Source organism: Micromonospora sp. WMMA1976, from assembly GCF_027497335.1.
Taxonomy (GTDB): domain Bacteria; phylum Actinomycetota; class Actinomycetes; order Mycobacteriales; family Micromonosporaceae; genus Micromonospora; species Micromonospora aurantiaca.
Genome location: NZ_CP114912.1, coordinates 5,343,213 through 5,358,513, shown reverse-complemented (window position 1 = coordinate 5,358,513; position 15,301 = coordinate 5,343,213). Strand labels below are relative to the sequence as shown.

Annotated in this window: 14 protein-coding genes; 6 read left to right on the top strand and 8 right to left on the bottom strand. The window is 71.6% G+C overall.

All coding sequences use genetic code 11. The features are described from left to right. Window positions 1–42 precede the first annotated feature (42 nt). The 3 genes from purN to O7546_RS24580 all read left to right on the top strand — a co-directional run bounded on the left by purN (window position 43) and on the right by O7546_RS24580 (window position 2,763). Window positions 43–663, top strand: a complete 621-nt coding sequence (purN, locus tag O7546_RS24590) for a phosphoribosylglycinamide formyltransferase (RefSeq protein WP_281600085.1) — start codon at window positions 43–45, stop codon at window positions 661–663. Next, window positions 660–2,234 (top strand): bifunctional phosphoribosylaminoimidazolecarboxamide formyltransferase/IMP cyclohydrolase, encoded by a 1,575-nt coding sequence (gene purH / locus O7546_RS24585; RefSeq protein ID WP_281600084.1) that lies wholly within the window; start codon window positions 660–662, stop codon window positions 2,232–2,234. The genes purN and purH overlap by 4 nt, the downstream gene beginning before the upstream one ends. A gap of 151 nt (window positions 2,235–2,385) precedes the next feature. Then, window positions 2,386–2,763: a hypothetical protein gene (locus tag O7546_RS24580; protein ID WP_281600083.1), complete on the top strand. Its 378-nt coding sequence runs from the start codon at window positions 2,386–2,388 to the stop codon at window positions 2,761–2,763. A 223-nt stretch (window positions 2,764–2,986) separates the two neighbouring features. Here O7546_RS24580 and O7546_RS24575 read toward each other — a convergent pair whose 3' ends face one another. From O7546_RS24575 to O7546_RS24555, 5 genes are all read right to left on the bottom strand, one after another. Then, window positions 2,987–4,015, bottom strand: a complete 1,029-nt coding sequence (locus O7546_RS24575) for a dipeptide ABC transporter ATP-binding protein (RefSeq protein WP_194801343.1) — start codon at window positions 4,013–4,015, stop codon at window positions 2,987–2,989. Then, entirely contained in the window at window positions 3,999–5,036 is a 1,038-nt protein-coding gene (locus O7546_RS24570) for an ABC transporter ATP-binding protein (protein WP_194801342.1), read from the bottom strand. Before O7546_RS24570 ends, O7546_RS24575 begins: the two co-directional genes overlap by 17 nt. Window positions 5,037–5,042: 6 nt before the next feature. Further along, on the bottom strand, window positions 5,043–5,999 hold the full coding sequence (locus O7546_RS24565; RefSeq protein ID WP_187691290.1) for an ABC transporter permease: 957 nt from the start codon (window positions 5,997–5,999) through the stop codon (window positions 5,043–5,045). Next, window positions 5,992–6,930, bottom strand: a complete 939-nt coding sequence (locus O7546_RS24560) for an ABC transporter permease (protein WP_135241983.1) — start codon at window positions 6,928–6,930, stop codon at window positions 5,992–5,994. Before O7546_RS24560 ends, O7546_RS24565 begins: the two co-directional genes overlap by 8 nt. Before the next feature lie 88 nt (window positions 6,931–7,018). After that, entirely contained in the window at window positions 7,019–8,617 is a 1,599-nt protein-coding gene (locus tag O7546_RS24555) for an ABC transporter substrate-binding protein (protein WP_281600082.1), read from the bottom strand. Window positions 8,618–9,010: 393 nt separating this feature from the next. On the opposite strand from O7546_RS24555, the gene O7546_RS24550 reads away from it, so the two are divergent. Both O7546_RS24550 and mdh read left to right on the top strand, forming a co-directional pair. Continuing rightward, on the top strand, window positions 9,011–9,874 hold the full coding sequence (locus tag O7546_RS24550; protein WP_194801339.1) for a bifunctional methylenetetrahydrofolate dehydrogenase/methenyltetrahydrofolate cyclohydrolase: 864 nt from the start codon (window positions 9,011–9,013) through the stop codon (window positions 9,872–9,874). 98 nt (window positions 9,875–9,972) lie between these two features. Then, window positions 9,973–10,923, top strand: a complete 951-nt coding sequence (mdh, locus tag O7546_RS24545; protein WP_013288499.1) for a malate dehydrogenase — start codon at window positions 9,973–9,975, stop codon at window positions 10,921–10,923. Between the two features lie 127 nt (window positions 10,924–11,050). On the opposite strand, the gene O7546_RS24540 is transcribed toward mdh, so the two are convergent. Beyond that, the gene (locus O7546_RS24540; RefSeq protein WP_281600081.1) at window positions 11,051–11,857 is read right to left on the bottom strand and encodes an MBL fold metallo-hydrolase; all 807 of its coding nucleotides are present in this window, start codon (window positions 11,855–11,857) and stop codon (window positions 11,051–11,053) included. Window positions 11,858–11,996: 139 nt separating this feature from the next. Here O7546_RS24540 and O7546_RS24535 point away from each other — a divergent pair, with 139 nt between their 5' ends. Beyond that, the gene (locus O7546_RS24535; protein ID WP_120573189.1) at window positions 11,997–13,214 is read left to right on the top strand and encodes an NADP-dependent isocitrate dehydrogenase; all 1,218 of its coding nucleotides are present in this window, start codon (window positions 11,997–11,999) and stop codon (window positions 13,212–13,214) included. 199 nt (window positions 13,215–13,413) lie between these two features. Here O7546_RS24535 and galT read toward each other — a convergent pair whose 3' ends face one another. After that, window positions 13,414–14,487 (bottom strand): galactose-1-phosphate uridylyltransferase, encoded by a 1,074-nt coding sequence (gene galT, locus O7546_RS24530; protein WP_281600080.1) that lies wholly within the window; start codon window positions 14,485–14,487, stop codon window positions 13,414–13,416. Next, window positions 14,484–15,272 (bottom strand): DeoR/GlpR family DNA-binding transcription regulator, encoded by a 789-nt coding sequence (locus tag O7546_RS24525; RefSeq protein ID WP_194801335.1) that lies wholly within the window; start codon window positions 15,270–15,272, stop codon window positions 14,484–14,486. The genes galT and O7546_RS24525 overlap by 4 nt, the downstream gene beginning before the upstream one ends. Between the last annotated feature and the right edge of the window lie 29 nt (window positions 15,273–15,301).

Sequence of the window (15,301 nt, the reverse complement as noted above, 5' to 3'; positions counted from 1 at the left end):
CCCCGCGGCCGGGCCGCCTGACCTGCCCGATAGGGTTGCCCGGTGACCGAGCCCGCGTCCGTCGCCCGCCTCGTCGTCCTCGTCTCCGGTTCCGGCAGCAACCTCCAGGCGCTGCTGGACGCCACCGCCGACCCCGGGTACGGCGCCCGGGTGGTCGCGGTCGGCGCCGACCGGGACGGGATCGCCGGCCTGGACCGGGCCGCCGCCGCGGGCGTGCCGTCCTTCGTCGAGCGGGTCAAGGACCACCCCACCCGCGCCGACTGGGACAAGGCGCTCACCGCGCAGGTCGCCGAGCACCGGCCCGACCTGGTCATCAGCGCCGGGTTCCTCAAGCTGGTCGGCCCGGAGTTCCTGGCCGCGTTCGGCGACCGCTATCTCAACACGCACAACACGCTGCTGCCGGCGTTCCCCGGCATCCACGGCCCCCGCGACGCGCTGGCGTACGGCGTGAAGGTCACCGGGGCCACCCTGTTCTTCGTCGACGCGGGCATGGACACCGGCCCGATCGTGGCCCAGGTCGCCGTGCCGGTGCACGACGACGACGACGAGGACACGCTCACCGAGCGCATCAAGTCCGCCGAGCGGCGCCAGCTCGTCGAGCAGGTCGGCCGCCTGGTCCGTGAAGGTTGGACGATCACCGGCAGAAAGGTCACCATCCCGTGAACGCCACTGAGGACGCCGGCCGCCGCCCGATCCGGCGCGCGCTGGTCAGCGTCTACGACAAGACCGGCCTCGCCGAGCTGGCCCGCGCCCTGCACGAGGCCGGCGTGGAGATCGTGTCGACCGGGAGCACCGCGTCGACGATCTCCGGCGCCGGGGTGCCGGTGACGCCGGTCGAGCAGGTCACCGGCTTCCCGGAGATCCTCGACGGGCGGGTCAAGACGCTGCACCCGAAGATCCACGGCGGCCTCCTCGCCGACCTGCGCAAGGACGCGCACGCCGCCCAGCTCGACGAGCACGGCATCGCCGGCATCGACCTGCTGGTCTCCAACCTGTACCCGTTCCAGGCCACCGTCGCCTCCGGCGCCGGCACCGACGAGTGCGTCGAGCAGATCGACATCGGCGGCCCGGCGATGGTGCGGGCCGCGGCGAAGAACCACGCCTCGGTGGCGGTGGTGACCGACCCGGCCGCGTACCCGGCGGTGGTGGCGGCGCTCGCCGAGGGCGGCTTCACGCCGGCCCGGCGCCGGGCGCTGGCGGCCCGCGCGTTCGCCGACATCGCCGACTACGACGTCGCGGTGGCCGACTGGTTCGCCACCACCGTGTCGCCGGCCGAGGACGGCTGGCCGGAGTTCGCCGGGCTGGCGCTGCGCCGCCAGGCGGTGCTGCGGTACGGCGAGAACCCGCACCAGGCGGCGGCGCTCTACACCGATCCGGGCGCGCCGGCCGGGCTGGCCCAGGCCGAGCAGCTGCACGGCAAGGAGATGTCCTACAACAACTACGTCGACGCGGACGCCGCCTGGCGTGCCGCCAACGACTTCCCGGACCAGCCGGCGGTGGCGATCATCAAGCACGCCAACCCGTGCGGCATCGCCGTCGGCGCCGACGTGGCCGAGGCGCACCGCAAGGCGCACGCCTGCGACCCGGTCTCCGCGTTCGGCGGCGTGATCGCGGTGAACCGGCCGGTCGACGCGGCGATGGCCGGCCAGGTCGCGGAGATCTTCACCGAGGTGCTGGTGGCGCCCGGCTTCGACGAGGACGCGCTGGAGCTGCTGCGGGCCAAGAAGAACCTCCGCCTGCTGCGGGCGCCCGAGTTCGCCGTACGACCCGCCGAGTGGCGGCAGGTCAGCGGCGGCGTGCTGGTGCAGACGCGGGACGCCGTCGACGCGCCGGGCGACGACCCGTCCGGCTGGACGCTCGCGACCGGCGACCCGGCCGACGAGGCGACGCTGCGCGACCTTGTGTTCGCCTGGCGGGCGGTCCGCGCGGTCAAGAGCAACGCGATCCTGCTGGCCCGCGAGGGTGCCACCGTCGGTGTCGGCATGGGACAGGTGAACCGGGTGGACTCGGCGCGGCTGGCGGTCAGCCGGGCCGGTGACGAGCGGGCCCGCGGCTCGGTCTGCGCCTCGGACGCGTTCTTCCCGTTCGCCGACGGCCCGCAGATCCTCATCGACGCCGGGGTCCGGGCGATCGTGCAGCCGGGCGGCTCGATCCGGGACGAGGAGACCATCGCGGCCTGCAAGGCGGCCGGCGTGACCATGTACCTCACCGGCACCCGGCACTTCTTCCACTGACGAGTCCGGCCGTGACCGTCCGGGTGTGTCAGTCGTCCACACGACTGGCGCACCCGGACGCCGGGCCGTTGCCCGCCGCGGGAGGCGGTTGCTAGCGTGTGCGCGGCGACGATCGAGCGTCTCCGCTGTCTGTGAGCCCGGCAGGTGTGCCATGCGCGTTCGCGACCGGTTGACCGCCGTCGTCGTCACGCTGGCATTCGTCCTGGCCGGACTCGGAGCGGCAGCCGCACCCGCCGTCGTCGCACCGGCCGCCGCAGCGCCGGCCACTGCCTCCACGAGCGGGACGAGCCCGGCCGCGCTGCGTACCGCGTACCCCGGAATCTCCTGGTCGGAGCTTGCCGCCGGGCCGTGGCACGACCACAGCGGCGGCCTCGGCTACGCCGACGGGCCGGACGACCTGACCCCGGCCGCGCTCCCGCGCGTGGCCGGCCCGGCCGTGCCGGAGCCCGTCGTACCAGCGCCCCGGCCGCAGGTCGTGCCGCTGCCGCCGTGCGGCCCGCTCGCCGCGCGCGCCCCGCCGGCCGCCTGAGCCGCACCGAACCCGCAGCCCGCACCGGGACGCGCGCTCGCGCCGCACCGGACACCGCCGCGTCGACCCGGCGGTCTCCGCCGCGAGCTGCCGTCCGCCGGTACGGCGGCGCGCCTCACGCCGCCGGGCCGCCTCGGGTTCGTCCCGGGTCCGCCGTCCGCACGCGTGCCCGCATCGGAGGCCCCGCCCCCTCTTCCTCCGGGGGACGGGGCCTTCGTCACGCTCACGCCTCGGTGCGCACCTCGGCGAAGTGGCAGGCGCTGGGGTGCGGGTCCGCCGCGCGGGGTACCGCCTGCGGGTCCTGCGTCGCGCAGACCTCCTCGGCCTTCCAGCAGCGGGTCCGGAAGTGGCAGCCGGACGGCGGCTCGGCCGGGCTGGGCACGTCGCCGGTGAGCCGGATGATGGTCCGCCGGTCGCGGGCCTCCGGGTCGGGCACCGGCACCGCGGACAGCAGCGCCTGGGTGTACGGGTGGGTCGCGCGCTGGTAGATCTGCTCCTCGGTGCCGATCTCCACGATCCGGCCCAGGTACATCACCGCGACCCGGTCGGAGATGTGCCGCACCACGGACAGGTCGTGGGCGATGAAGATGTACGACAGCCCCAGCTCGTCCTGGAGCTGTTCGAGCAGGTTGATCACCTGGGCCTGGATGGACACGTCCAGGGCCGACACCGGCTCGTCGCAGACGATGATCTCGGGCCGCAGCGCGAGCGCCCGGGCGATGCCGATGCGCTGCCGCTGACCGCCGGAGAACTGGTGTGGGTAGCGGTTGACGTGCTCCGGGTTGAGCCCGACCACGTCCAGCAGCTCCTGCACCCGCTGCCGCCGGCTGCGCTTCGGTGCCGCCTCCGGGTGGATCTCGAACGGCTCGCCGATGATGTCGCCGACGGTCATGCGCGGGTTCAGCGAGGTGTACGGGTCCTGCATCACCATCTGCATGTTCCGCCGCAGCCGGCGCAGGTCGGCACCGGTGGCCCGGAGCAGGTCGCGCCCCTCCAGCGTGACCCGCCCGGCGGTGGGCGTCTCCAGGCGCATGAGCAGCCGGGCCAGCGTGGACTTGCCGCACCCGGACTCGCCGACCACGCCGAGCGTCTCACCGCGCCGCAGCTCGAACGAGACGCCGTCGACCGCCTTGACCTGGCCGATGGTCTTCTTGAACAGCACGCCCTGGCTGATCGGGAAGTGCTTGACCAGGTGGTCGACGGCGAGGATCGTCTCGCCGCGCACCTTGGCGGGTTCAGCCGTCGCGGTCATCGTGCACCTCCTGGGCGAAGTGGCACGCGCTGGTCCGCCCGTCGGCGAGCACCAGGTCGTGCGGCACCTCGTCCACACAGACCGGCTGGACGTACGGGCACCGGGGGTGGAACGGGCAGCCGGACGGGATCGCCATCAGGTTCGGCGGCAGGCCGCGGATGCTGGACAACGCCTGGCCGCGCACGTCCAGGCGCGGGATCGACTCCAGCAACCCCTTCGTGTACGGGTGGGCGGGCGCCCGGTACAGCGCGTGCACGTCGGCGTGCTCGACGATCCGGCCCGCGTACATGACCGCGATCCGGTCCGCCACACCGGCGACCACGCCCAGGTCGTGGGTGATGAGGACGAGCGCCATGCCGAGGTCCCGCCGCAGGTCGGCCAGGAGGTCCATGATCTGGGCCTGCACGGTGACGTCCAGCGCCGTGGTCGGTTCGTCGGCGATCAGGACCTTCGGGTCGAGCGCCAGCGCCATCGCGATCATGACGCGTTGCCGCATGCCGCCGGAGAACTGGTGCGGGTGGTCGCCGAGCCGCTTCGCCGCGGCCGGGATCCGGACCAGGTCCATCAGCTCGACGGTGCGCCTGCGCGCGTCGGCCCGCGACATCCCGGCCCGCTCGCGCAGCGACTCGCCGATCTGCCAGCCGACCGGGAAGACCGGGTTCAACGCCGACAGCGCGTCCTGGAAGATCATCGCGATCTCGGCGCCGCGGATCTGCCGGCGCTCCTCCTCCGGCCGGGTGAGCAGGTCCCGCCCCTGGTAGAGGATCTGCCCGGCGCGCACGTACGCGGGCGGGGTGTCCAGGATGCCCATGATCGCCTGAGCGGTGACGGACTTGCCGGAGCCGGACTCGCCCAGCACCGCGAGCGTCTCACCGGCGTCCAGGTGGTACGTCACCCCGTTGATCACGCGGGCCACGCCCTCCCGGGTGCGGAACTCGACGTGCAGGTCCCGTACCTCCAGCAGGTGCCCGCCGGGCGGGGTGGGTGAGGCCGGCGTGGGCCGGACCGACGACTGGGTCATGGGTTGTCACCGCAGCTTCGGGTCGAAGGCGTCGCGGATCGCGTCGCCGAGCATGATGAAGGCGAGCACGGTCAGGGCGAGGAACGTCGACGGCACGATCAACGGCGTCGCCGACTCACGCATGTGCACCCGGCCGGCGTCGATGTCGATGCCCCAGGAGATGGTCGGTGCCTTCAGGCCGATGCCGAGGAAGCTCAACGTCGCCTCGGCCGCGATGAACGACCCGAGCGCGATGGTGAGCACCACGATGGCCGGGGCGAGCGCGTTCGGCAGGATGTGCCGCCACATGATCCGGCCGTTGCCGGCCCCGAGCATCCGGGCCGCCGCCACGTAGTCCTGCTCCCGGGCGGTGATCACCGAGGAGCGGACCACCCGGGCCGCGGTGGTCCAGCCGAGCAGCGCCAGGACGAGGATCACCGCGAACAGGCGTACCGTCTCGCCGCTCGTGCTGACGCGCTTGAGCAGCACGATCGCGGCGAGCAGCAGCGGGATGCCGAGCACGATGTCGATCACCCGGGACAGCACCGCGTCGACCCACCCGCCGAAGTAGCCGGCGACCATGCCGACGACGAGGGCGATCACGCCGGTGATCAGCGCGGAGAACGCGCCCACGAGCAGCGAGGCGCGGGCGCCGTAGACCGCGCGGGCGAACGTGTCGCAGCCCTGGAAGTCGTACCCGAAGATCGCCCCGCCGGACGGCCCGGCGTGCTGCCGCGACAGCACGCAGTCGCGTGGGTCGTTGGCGGCGAACAGCCCTGGTGCCACCGCCATCGCGGCGACCAGCACCACCAAAAGCAGGCTGATCCAGAAGACCGGGTTGCGGCGCAGGTCCCGCCAGGCGTCACCGGCCAGGCTGCGGGCCCGGTCCGGCCGCCCGGCCCGGCCGGGTGTGCCCGGTTCGCCGGAGACACCGCGCCGTGCGGCCTGGTTCTCCGTCGCCGCCACCGTCTCGAAGTCACTCATAGCGGATCCTCGGGTCGAGTACGGCGTAGAGCACGTCCACCACCAGGTTGGACAGCAGGTAGACCACGACGAGCACGCTCACGATGCCGACCACCAGGGGGCCGTCCTCGGTGCGGATGCCGCGGAACAGGTTGAAGCCGACGCCCGGGACGTTGAACACGCCCTCGGTGATGATCGCGCCGCCCATCAGGTTGCCCAGTTCGACGCCGAGGAAGGTGACCACCGGGATGAGCGAGTTGCGCAGCACGTGCACGCCGACGATCCGGCGTCGCCGCAGGCCCTTGGAGCGGGCGGTGCGGACGTAGTCGGCGCGCAGGTTCTCGGTCACCGAGGTACGGGTCAGCCGCAGCGCGGTGGCCAGGGACAGCGAGCCGAGCACGATGCCGGGTAGCAGCAGCGCGTAGAAGGAGGGTTGCGCTCCGGCGGTGGGCGGGAAGATCGGCCACCGTACGCCGAGGAAGTACTGCGCCAGCGGCGCGAGCACGATGGTGGGTATGCCGAGCACCAGCAGCGTGAGCACGAGCGTGGCGTGGTCGAACACGCCGGAGCGGCGGATGGCCGCGATCACGCCGGCGGTGACCCCGAAGATCACCGTCACCGCCATCGCGATCACTGCCAGCTTCACGGTGACCGGCCAGGCGGCGGCGAGGATGTCGCTGATCTGCCGCCCGGTCAGCGACTGTCCGAGGTCGCCCTGGACCAGGCCGCCCAGATAGTCGAAGTAGCGGTAGAAGAAGCCGCCGACGCCCGTCGCGTCCAGGTGGTACTTCTCGGTCAGATAGGCCCGCTGCGCGGCGGTCACCGGCCGCTCCCCGGCGAGGGCCTGGATCGGGTCGCCCTGCCCGGCGAACATCAGCGCGTAGACGATCAGAGTGGTCCCGAAGAAGGCGAGGACCATCTGGAGCAGTCGCCGCAGGATGAACCGGAGCATGCTGGCAAGTCTGCCGAAACCGGGCTAAATGCGTGCCAATGCGAGGGCCGGGCCACCCGTGGGGGTGGCCCGGCCCGTCAGTGGGGTGTCAGGCGCGTTCGATCTTCAGCAGGTCCACCCGGTCGAAGAGGTCCACGTGGACGTTCTTGACCTTGGTCGAGTGGCCGAAGTTGTTCTGCCCGTACCGGAGCGGGATCACCGGCATGTCCTGCGCGAGCAGGTCCTCCGCCGCCTGGTACTTCTTGATCGCCTCGTCCTCGGTCGCCGCGCGGGCGCCCTCGGCGAGCAGCTTGTCGAACTCCGGGTTGCTGTAGCCGTAGTAGTTCGACGAGCCGGTGGTGCTGTACAGCGGGCCGAGGTAGTTCTCCATGGACGGGTAGTCCATGACCCAGCCCATCCGGAACAGGCCGACCGGCTGCTTCTGCTTGAGCTTGGTCAGCAGGTCCGCGAACTTCGGCTCGGCGGTGCCCACGCAGTCCACGCCCAGGTTGGCCTTGAGCTGGTTGCAGGTGGCGTCGATCCAGTCCTTGTGGCCGCCGTCGCCGTTGTAGGACAGCTCGATCTTCTTCGGGCCGCCCGCGGCCTCGTACATGGCCTTGGCCTTGACCGGATCGAACGCGCCCGCCGTACCGATGGTGTTCTCCCGGTAACCGGCGACCACCGGCGAGACGAACGAGCGGGCCGGCTGCTGCGAGTCCTTGAAGATCGACTTGGTGATCTCGTCCCGGTCGATCGCCATCGAGATCGCCTTGCGCACCTCGGGCTTGCTGAACTCCTCCTGGAACGTCGGGAAGGCCAGCACCTGCAGCGACGAGGCCGGGCTCTGCTGGAAGCGGTCGCCCAGGTCGGTCTCGGCGGTCGACAGGTTCTCGGTCGGGATCGTCTTGATCACGTCGAGGTTGTCCGACAGCACGTCCGCGTACGCAGCGGTCGGCTGCTGGTAGATGCGGAACTCGACGCCGCCGACCTTGGGCTGCTGGCCCGGGAACGCGTCGTAGCGCTCCACCTCGACCTTGGCGTCGTGCTGCCAGCTGCCCTTCATCTTGAACGGGCCCTGGCCGATCGGCGCCTGCTCGTAGCCTTCGGCGAGCACGCCCGGCGCGGAGAAGGCCGCCTTGGGCAGCGGGTAGAAGGCGGTGTAGCCGAGCATGGACTTGAAGTCCACGTACGGCTGGCTGAGCGTCACGGTGAAGGTCAGGTCGTCTACCTTCTTCAGCCCGCTCATCGTCGTCGCCTTCGGGCTCTCGCCCTGGAGGTCGTCGTAGCCGGCCACCTTCTCGAAGAAGTAGCTGGAGTTCTGGCCGTTCGGCGCGTACGCGCCGTAGTTCCAGGCGTCGATGTAGTTGTCGGCGATGACCTTCTCGCCGTTGTGGAACGTGTAGCCGGGCTTCAGCTTGATCGTCCAGACCTTGTTGTCGGACGTCGTCACCTCCTCGGCGGCCACCTCGTGCGGCTTGTTCGCCTCGTCGTAGTCGACGAGCGGGCTGAACAGGGCCGACAGGACCTGGGAGCCGCTCGTCTCGTTGGTGTTTGTCGGCACGAGGTGCTGCGGCTCGGCGATCTCGATCCGCACGGCCGCGTCGGAGTCGCCGGCACCGCCGCCGCCACCGCCCGAGCCGCAGGCCGTCAGGCCCAGCGTCACCGCGAGCGGGAGCGCGGCCCAGGCCGCGAGCCTACGAACACGCATTGGGGGTCTCCTCATCTCCTCACGCTGCGCGGTCGTCCCGGCGCTGGGTGACTCTGCGCAACGAGCGGTAACGGTAGGTCGCGATCCGGCTCGTCGACAACTAGTGCGTGGTCAACTGATGACGGATCGTGTTCGACGAGCCTTGTCGCTGCTGCCCGCGCGTGCTAAAACCCGCTTCTAACTGGTCTTTTATTCACCCTAAATGGTCCGATCGGGGCCCGGTCGAGCGCGTCTGCGACGTCCGGCCTGCCTGTCCGGTCCCTGCCTGTCCGGGTGTGTCCGGGCAGCCACGTCGCAATGGCTGGTCACTCTCCGTGATTCAGGGCACGTTGCGGAGCGTGATCGTCGGCTGTCGTCGTCCGGGCCTGCCCGCGGGCGTGAGACGATCACGGCGTGACGGCGACGATCCTGGACGGCAAGGCCACCGCGGCGGAGATCAAGGACGAGCTACGAGCCCGGGTCAAGGCGCTCGCGGAACGCGGCATCACCCCCGGCCTGGGCACCGTGCTGGTCGGGGAGGACCCCGGCTCCCAGGCGTACGTCAACGGAAAGCACCGCGACTGCGCCGAGGTCGGCATCGCCTCGCTGCGGGTCGCGTTGCCCGCAGACGCCACCCAGGAACAGCTCGACGCGGCGCTGGCCGAGCTGAACGCCGACCCGGCCTGCCACGGCTACATCGTCCAGCTGCCGCTCCCCGGTCACCTCGACACCCAGCGCGCGCTGGAGTCGATCGACCCGGACAAGGACGCCGACGGGCTGCACCCGGTCAACCTGGGCCGGCTCGTCCTCGGGTACGACGCGCCGCTGCCCTGCACCCCGCGCGGCATCGTGGAGCTACTGCGCCGGCACGACGTGCCGCTGCGCGGCGCGAACGTGGCTGTCGTCGGCCGGGGCAACACGGTCGGCCGCCCGCTGGGCCTGCTGCTCACCCGGCGCAGCGAGAACGCCACAGTGACGCTCTGCCACACCGGCACGCTCGACCTGGCCGCGCACACCCGCGCCGCCGACGTCGTCATCGTGGCTGCCGGCGTGCCCGGGCTGCTCACCGCCGACATGGTCAACCCGGGTGCGACGGTGGTGGACGTCGGCATCACACGGGTCATCGGTGAGGACGGCAAGGGCCGCTACACCGGCGACGTGGACCCGGAGGTGGCCGAGGTCGCCGGCAAGCTGGTGCCGATGCCCGGCGGCGTGGGTCCGATGACCCGGGCGATGCTGCTGACGAACGTGGTCGAACGGGCCGAGCGGGCGGGCTGACACCCACCCAGGTCATAACCGTCCGCCCCTGACCTGATCGGTGCCAGGATGGCTGATACGGTCCGGAAAACCGACTGGTATCAGGGAGTGGGACGACCATGGGTAAGAAGGTCACTGTCGTCGGCGCCGGCTTCTACGGCTCGACCACCGCACAGCGCCTGGCCGAGTACGACGTCTTCGACACCGTCGTGATCACCGACATCGTGGAGGGCAAGCCGGCGGGTCTCGCGCTCGACCTCAACCAGTCCCGCGCGGTCGAGGGCTTCGAGACCAAGGTCGTGGGCGTCACCACCGGCCCGAACGGCGAGGGCTACGAGGCCATCGAGGGCTCGGACGTCGTCGTCATCACCGCCGGCCTGCCGCGCAAGCCGGGCATGAGCCGGATGGACCTGCTGGAGACGAACGCCAAGATCGTCCGGCAGGTCGCCGAGAACGTCGCCAAGTACGCCCCGAACGCCGTCGTCATCGTGGTGTCCAACCCGCTCGACGAGATGACCGCGCTGGCCCAGCTCGCCACCCAGTTCCCGAAGAACCGGGTGCTCGGCCAGGCCGGCATGCTGGACACCGCCCGCTTCACCAACTTCGTCGCCGAGGCGCTGAGCGTGCCGGTGAAGTCGGTACGGACCCTGACGCTCGGCTCGCACGGCGACACGATGGTCCCGGTGCCGTCGAAGAGCACCGTGAACGGCAAGCCGCTGCGTGACGTCATGCCGGCCGAGCAGATCGAGGAGCTGGTCGTCAAGACCCGCAACGGTGGCGCCGAGGTCGTCGCGCTGCTCAAGACCGGTTCGGCGTACTACGCCCCGTCCGCCGCCGCGGCCCGGATGGCGAAGGCAGTGGCCGAGGACTCCGGTGCCGTCATGCCGGTCTGCGCCTGGGTCGACGGCGAGTACGGCATCTCCGGCGTCTACCTGGGCGTCGAGGCCGAGATCGGCGCCGAGGGCGTGAAGCGGGTCGTCGAGACCGACCTGGACGCCGACGAGCTGGCCGCGCTGAAGGAGGCCGCCGAGGCCGTCCGCGCCAAGCAGGGCGACGTCGCCAGCATGTGACCCCCGTCCCATCGCGCAGAGGGCCCGCCGGCTTCCGCCGGCGGGCCCTCTGCCGTCCGACCCGACCCCCCCACCCCGTCGATCATGAAGTTGGCGGCGGAAATGGAGATCGACAAGGCGGTCAACTTCATGATCGACCGGGGGTGGGTGGGGGTGGGTGGGGGGTGAAGGGGGCGGTCAGGTGGGGGGTCGCCAGGGTGGCGGGGGAGAGGGTTGTCAGCAGGGTCGTGCGGGAGTGGCGGGCTTCGTCCGGGTCCACCTCGCGGGCGTACGCCAGCTCCGGGTCGACCAACTGGATCGCGTGCACCAGCAGGTCGCCGGTGATCAGGAGGCGCTCGTCGTCCGCCTCGACCAGCACCGACTGGTGACCCGGCGTGTGGCCGGGCGTGTGCAGCAGCCGTACCCCCGGGGTGAGGGGCGTCTCGCCGTCGACCACCCGCAGCCGGCCGGCGGCGCGCAACGGCGTCAGCAGCCGGGCCGGTAGCTCCGGGTGGAACAGCTCCAGCGCGTCCAGCTCGGCCCGCTGGATCAGGTGATCGGCGTTCGGGAACAGCGCGCCGGCCCAGCCCACGTGGTCGGTGTGCAGGTGGGTGAGGACCACTGTGCGGACGTCGGCCGGGTCGATCCCGGCTTCGGCCAGCTCGACCGGCAGCCGGCCCGGCACCGGCGCCCAGCTCGCGGCGAGCGAGTCGGCCGGGCCGATGCCGGCGTCGACAAGCGTGACCGGCCCGTCGCCGGACCGCACCGCGAACGCGCGGAACCGTAGCCACCACCTGCCGTCGTCGGTGACGGCACCAGGATCGAGCCGGTCGGCCGCCGCCCAGTGCGCCTGGGTGGCACCGGGAAACGCCTCGCCGCGGGGCTGGAAGAAGGGCCCCTCGCCGTCGGAGAGCGCGGTGACCGTGATAGACCCGATGGTGCGGCTGTGCGGCATCGGACGATGATGCCAGCGGGCCGAGGCGCGGCGCAGCCCGCTTTTCCGGCGGTCCACCCGGGCCGCCTGGGGACTGCCGGTCAGTTTCCAGTACGCTCGTACTGCTTGAGCACGTGTCCCCCGAGAGGAGCGCCGGCCGATGGCGAAGATCAAGGTAAACAACCCGGTCGTGGAGATCGACGGCGACGAGATGACCCGGATCATCTGGAAGCAGATCCGGGAGCAGCTGATCCTGCCCTACCTCGACGTCGACCTGCACTACTACGACCTGTCGATCCAGCACCGTGACGCCACCGACGACCAGGTCACGGTCGACGCCGCCAACGCCATCAAGGAGCACGGCGTCGGCGTCAAGTGCGCCACCATCACCCCGGACGAGGCCCGGGTGGAGGAGTTCGGCCTGAAGAAGATGTGGCGGTCGCCGAACGGCACCATCCGCAACATCCTCGGCGGCGTGGTCTTCCGCGAGCCGATCATCATGTCGAACGTGCCGCGGCTCGTCCCGGGCTGGACCAAGCCGATCATCATCGGCCGGCACGCGCACGGAGACCAGTACAAGGCCACCGACTTCGTCGTCCCCGGCCCGGGCACGGTGACCATCACCTACACCCCGGCCGACGGCGGCACCCCGATGGAGATGGAGGTCGCCAACTTCCCCGGCGGCGGCATCGCCATGGGCATGTACAACTACGACGAGTCGATCCGGGACTTCGCCCGCGCCTCGTTCCGGTACGGCCTGGACCGCAACTACCCGGTCTACATGTCCACCAAGAACACCATCCTCAAGGCGTACGACGGCCGGTTCAAGGACATCTTCGCCGAGGTGTTCGAGAACGAGTTCAAGGCCGAGTTCGACGCCGCCGGCCTCACCTACGAGCACCGGCTGATCGACGACATGGTCGCCGCCGCGCTCAAGTGGGAGGGCGGATACGTCTGGGCGTGCAAGAACTACGACGGTGACGTGCAGTCCGACACCGTCGCGCAGGGCTTCGGCTCGCTCGGCCTGATGACCTCGGTGCTGCTCTCCCCGGACGGCCGCACTGTCGAGGCGGAGGCCGCGCACGGCACCGTCACCCGGCACTACCGGCAGTACCAGAAGGGCGAGAAGACCTCGACCAACCCGATCGCCTCGATCTACGCCTGGACCCGGGGCCTGGCCCACCGGGGCAAGCTGGACGGCACCCCGGCGGTCACCGAGTTCGCGAACACGCTGGAGAAGGTCATCGTGGACACCGTCGAGGGCGGCCAGATGACCAAGGACCTCGCGCTGCTCATCTCGCGGGACGCCCCGTGGCTGACCACCGACGAGTTCATGAACGCGCTCGACGAGAACCTGGCGCGCAAGCTCGCCGCCTGATCACTCCCGTCGATCACCACGGAGCCCGCCGGCACGTGCCGGCGGGCTCCGTCGTGTCCGGGTTCGGTGCGTCACCGGGTCCGGGCCGGGCTCGTTGTACCGGGTGGACGCGATGCCAGTCTCGTCCAGCCGTCCCTTCCCTTGCGGGGGGCCCTGTCCCGGGCCCCCCGCGCCCTGTTGCGGGACCCGCGCGCCCGGGTCAGGCGGTGCGGAGCAGCTCGGCGGCTCTCTCGGGGGCGATGTCGTTGATGAACACGCCCATGCCGGACTCCGACCCGGCCAGATACTTCAGCTTGTCCTTGGCCCGCCGGATGCTGAACAGCTGAAGGTGCAGGTGGCCCAGTTCCCTGTCGATCCGTACCGGCGCCTGGTGCCAGGCCGCGATGTACGGCATGGGCAGATCGAACAGCCCGTCGAAGCGGCGCAGCAGGTCCAGGTAGAGCGGCCCGAACGCGTCCCGCTCGGCGTCGTCGAGCGCCGGGATGTCCGGCACCGGCCGGTGCGGCGCCACGTGCACCTCGAACGGCCAGCGCGCCGCTGCCGGGACGTACGCGGTCCAGTGCTCGTTGCTCGTCACCACCCGCTCCCCGGAGGCGCGTTCGGTGGCCAGCACGTCGGCGTAGAGGTTGCCCCCGGTGCGGTCGGCGTACCGCCGGGCGGCGGCCAGCATGGTGCGGGTGCGCGGCGTGACGAACGGGTACGCGTAGATCTGCCCGTGCGGGTGGTGCAGCGTCACCCCGATCTCCACGCCCCGGTTCTCGAACGGGAAGACCTGCTCCACGCCGGGCAGCGCGCTCAGCGCCGTGGTGCGGTCGGCGAGCGCGTCGAGCACCGTCCGGACCCTGCGCGGGGAGAGCCGGGCGAACGAGGCGTTGTGGTCGTCGGTGAAGCAGACCACCTCGCACCTGCCGCGCCCGGGGCGTACCGGGGTGAACGGCGTGATCTCGGCCGGTTCGTCGGCCACCCGCTGGCTCAGCGACGGGAACCGGTTCTCGAACACCACCACGTCGTAGTCGGGCGCCGGGATCTCGCTGTGCCGCTCGCCCCGCGACGGGCAGAGCGGGCACTGGTCGGCCGGGGGCAGGAACGTGCGGGTCTGCCGGTGCACCGCCACCGCCACCCACTCGTCGGTCAGCGGGTCGTACCGCAGTTGCGAGGCGGGCGGGGGAGGGGGCAGGTCCCGCCGGTCCGGCTGGTCGCGGACCGCGTCGTCCCGCTCGTCGAAGTAGATCAGCTCGCGGCCGTCGGCCAGCGCGATCTGCGTACGCTTCACTCCGCCCCCCTCGTCGTGGGCACCGTCACCAGCTCACCCACCCTGTCGTCGAGTACCCGTCGGGCCTCGGGTGCCAACCGGTCGTCGGTGATCAGCACGTCCGCCGCGTCCAGCGGCACGATCGACGAGATGCCGACGGTGCCCCACTTGGTGTGGTCGGCGAGCACCACCAGGCGGTCCGCTGCGGCCACGAGCGCCCGGTTCGTGTCCGCCTCCATCAGGTTGGGCGTGGTGAAACCGGCCCGTTCGCTGATCCCGTGCACGCCCAGGAAGAGCAGGTCCAGGTGCAGCGCGGCGATCGCGGCCACGGCGAGCGGACCGACGAGCGCGTCCGACGGCGTGCGGACGCCGCCGGTGAGTACCACCGTCTGGTCCGGCCGGCCACCGACGTGCAGGGCCTCCGCCACCGGAAGCGAGTTCGTGACCACGGTGAGGCCGGGCACGTCGACCAGTCGCCGGGCCAGCTCGGCGGTGGTGGTGCCGGCGGACAGCGCGATGGCGGCGCCGGGCCGGACCAGTCCCGCGGCGTGCTCGGCGATTGCGGCCTTCTCGGCGGACTGGCGGACGGACTTGGCGTGGAAGCCGGGCTCGTCGGTGGAGCCGGGACCGGCCGGTGTCGCGCCGCCGTGCACCTTGGCGAGCAGGCCCGCCTCGTGCAGCGTGTCCAGGTCGCGCCGGATGGTCATGTCGGAGACGCCGAACTCGGCCGCCAGCTCGGTGACCCGGACGCCACCGGCGCGGCGCAGTCGTTCCAGGATGGCCGTCTGCCGCTGCCGCGCCAGCATCCCCGGCTCACCTCCGCGCCTCACCGACT

What these genes read in the sequence shown, in the direction of transcription:
- O7546_RS24580 (WP_281600083.1), top strand. Translation starts at nt 2,386, where the DNA reads ATGCGCGTTCGCGACCGGTTGACCGCCGTCGTCGTCACGCTGGCATTC.
- O7546_RS24575 (WP_194801343.1), bottom strand. Translation starts at nt 4,015, where the DNA reads ATGACCGCGACGGCTGAACCCGCCAAGGTGCGCGGCGAGACGATCCTC.
- O7546_RS24570 (WP_194801342.1), bottom strand. Translation starts at nt 5,036, where the DNA reads ATGACCCAGTCGTCGGTCCGGCCCACGCCGGCCTCACCCACCCCGCCC.
- O7546_RS24565 (WP_187691290.1), bottom strand. Translation starts at nt 5,999, where the DNA reads ATGAGTGACTTCGAGACGGTGGCGGCGACGGAGAACCAGGCCGCACGG.
- O7546_RS24560 (WP_135241983.1), bottom strand. Translation starts at nt 6,930, where the DNA reads ATGCTCCGGTTCATCCTGCGGCGACTGCTCCAGATGGTCCTCGCCTTC.
- O7546_RS24555 (WP_281600082.1), bottom strand. Translation starts at nt 8,617, where the DNA reads ATGCGTGTTCGTAGGCTCGCGGCCTGGGCCGCGCTCCCGCTCGCGGTG.
- mdh (WP_013288499.1), top strand. Translation starts at nt 9,973, where the DNA reads ATGGGTAAGAAGGTCACTGTCGTCGGCGCCGGCTTCTACGGCTCGACC.
- O7546_RS24540 (WP_281600081.1), bottom strand. Translation starts at nt 11,857, where the DNA reads ATGCCGCACAGCCGCACCATCGGGTCTATCACGGTCACCGCGCTCTCC.
- O7546_RS24535 (WP_120573189.1), top strand. Translation starts at nt 11,997, where the DNA reads ATGGCGAAGATCAAGGTAAACAACCCGGTCGTGGAGATCGACGGCGAC.
- O7546_RS24525 (WP_194801335.1), bottom strand. Translation starts at nt 15,272, where the DNA reads ATGCTGGCGCGGCAGCGGCAGACGGCCATCCTGGAACGACTGCGCCGC.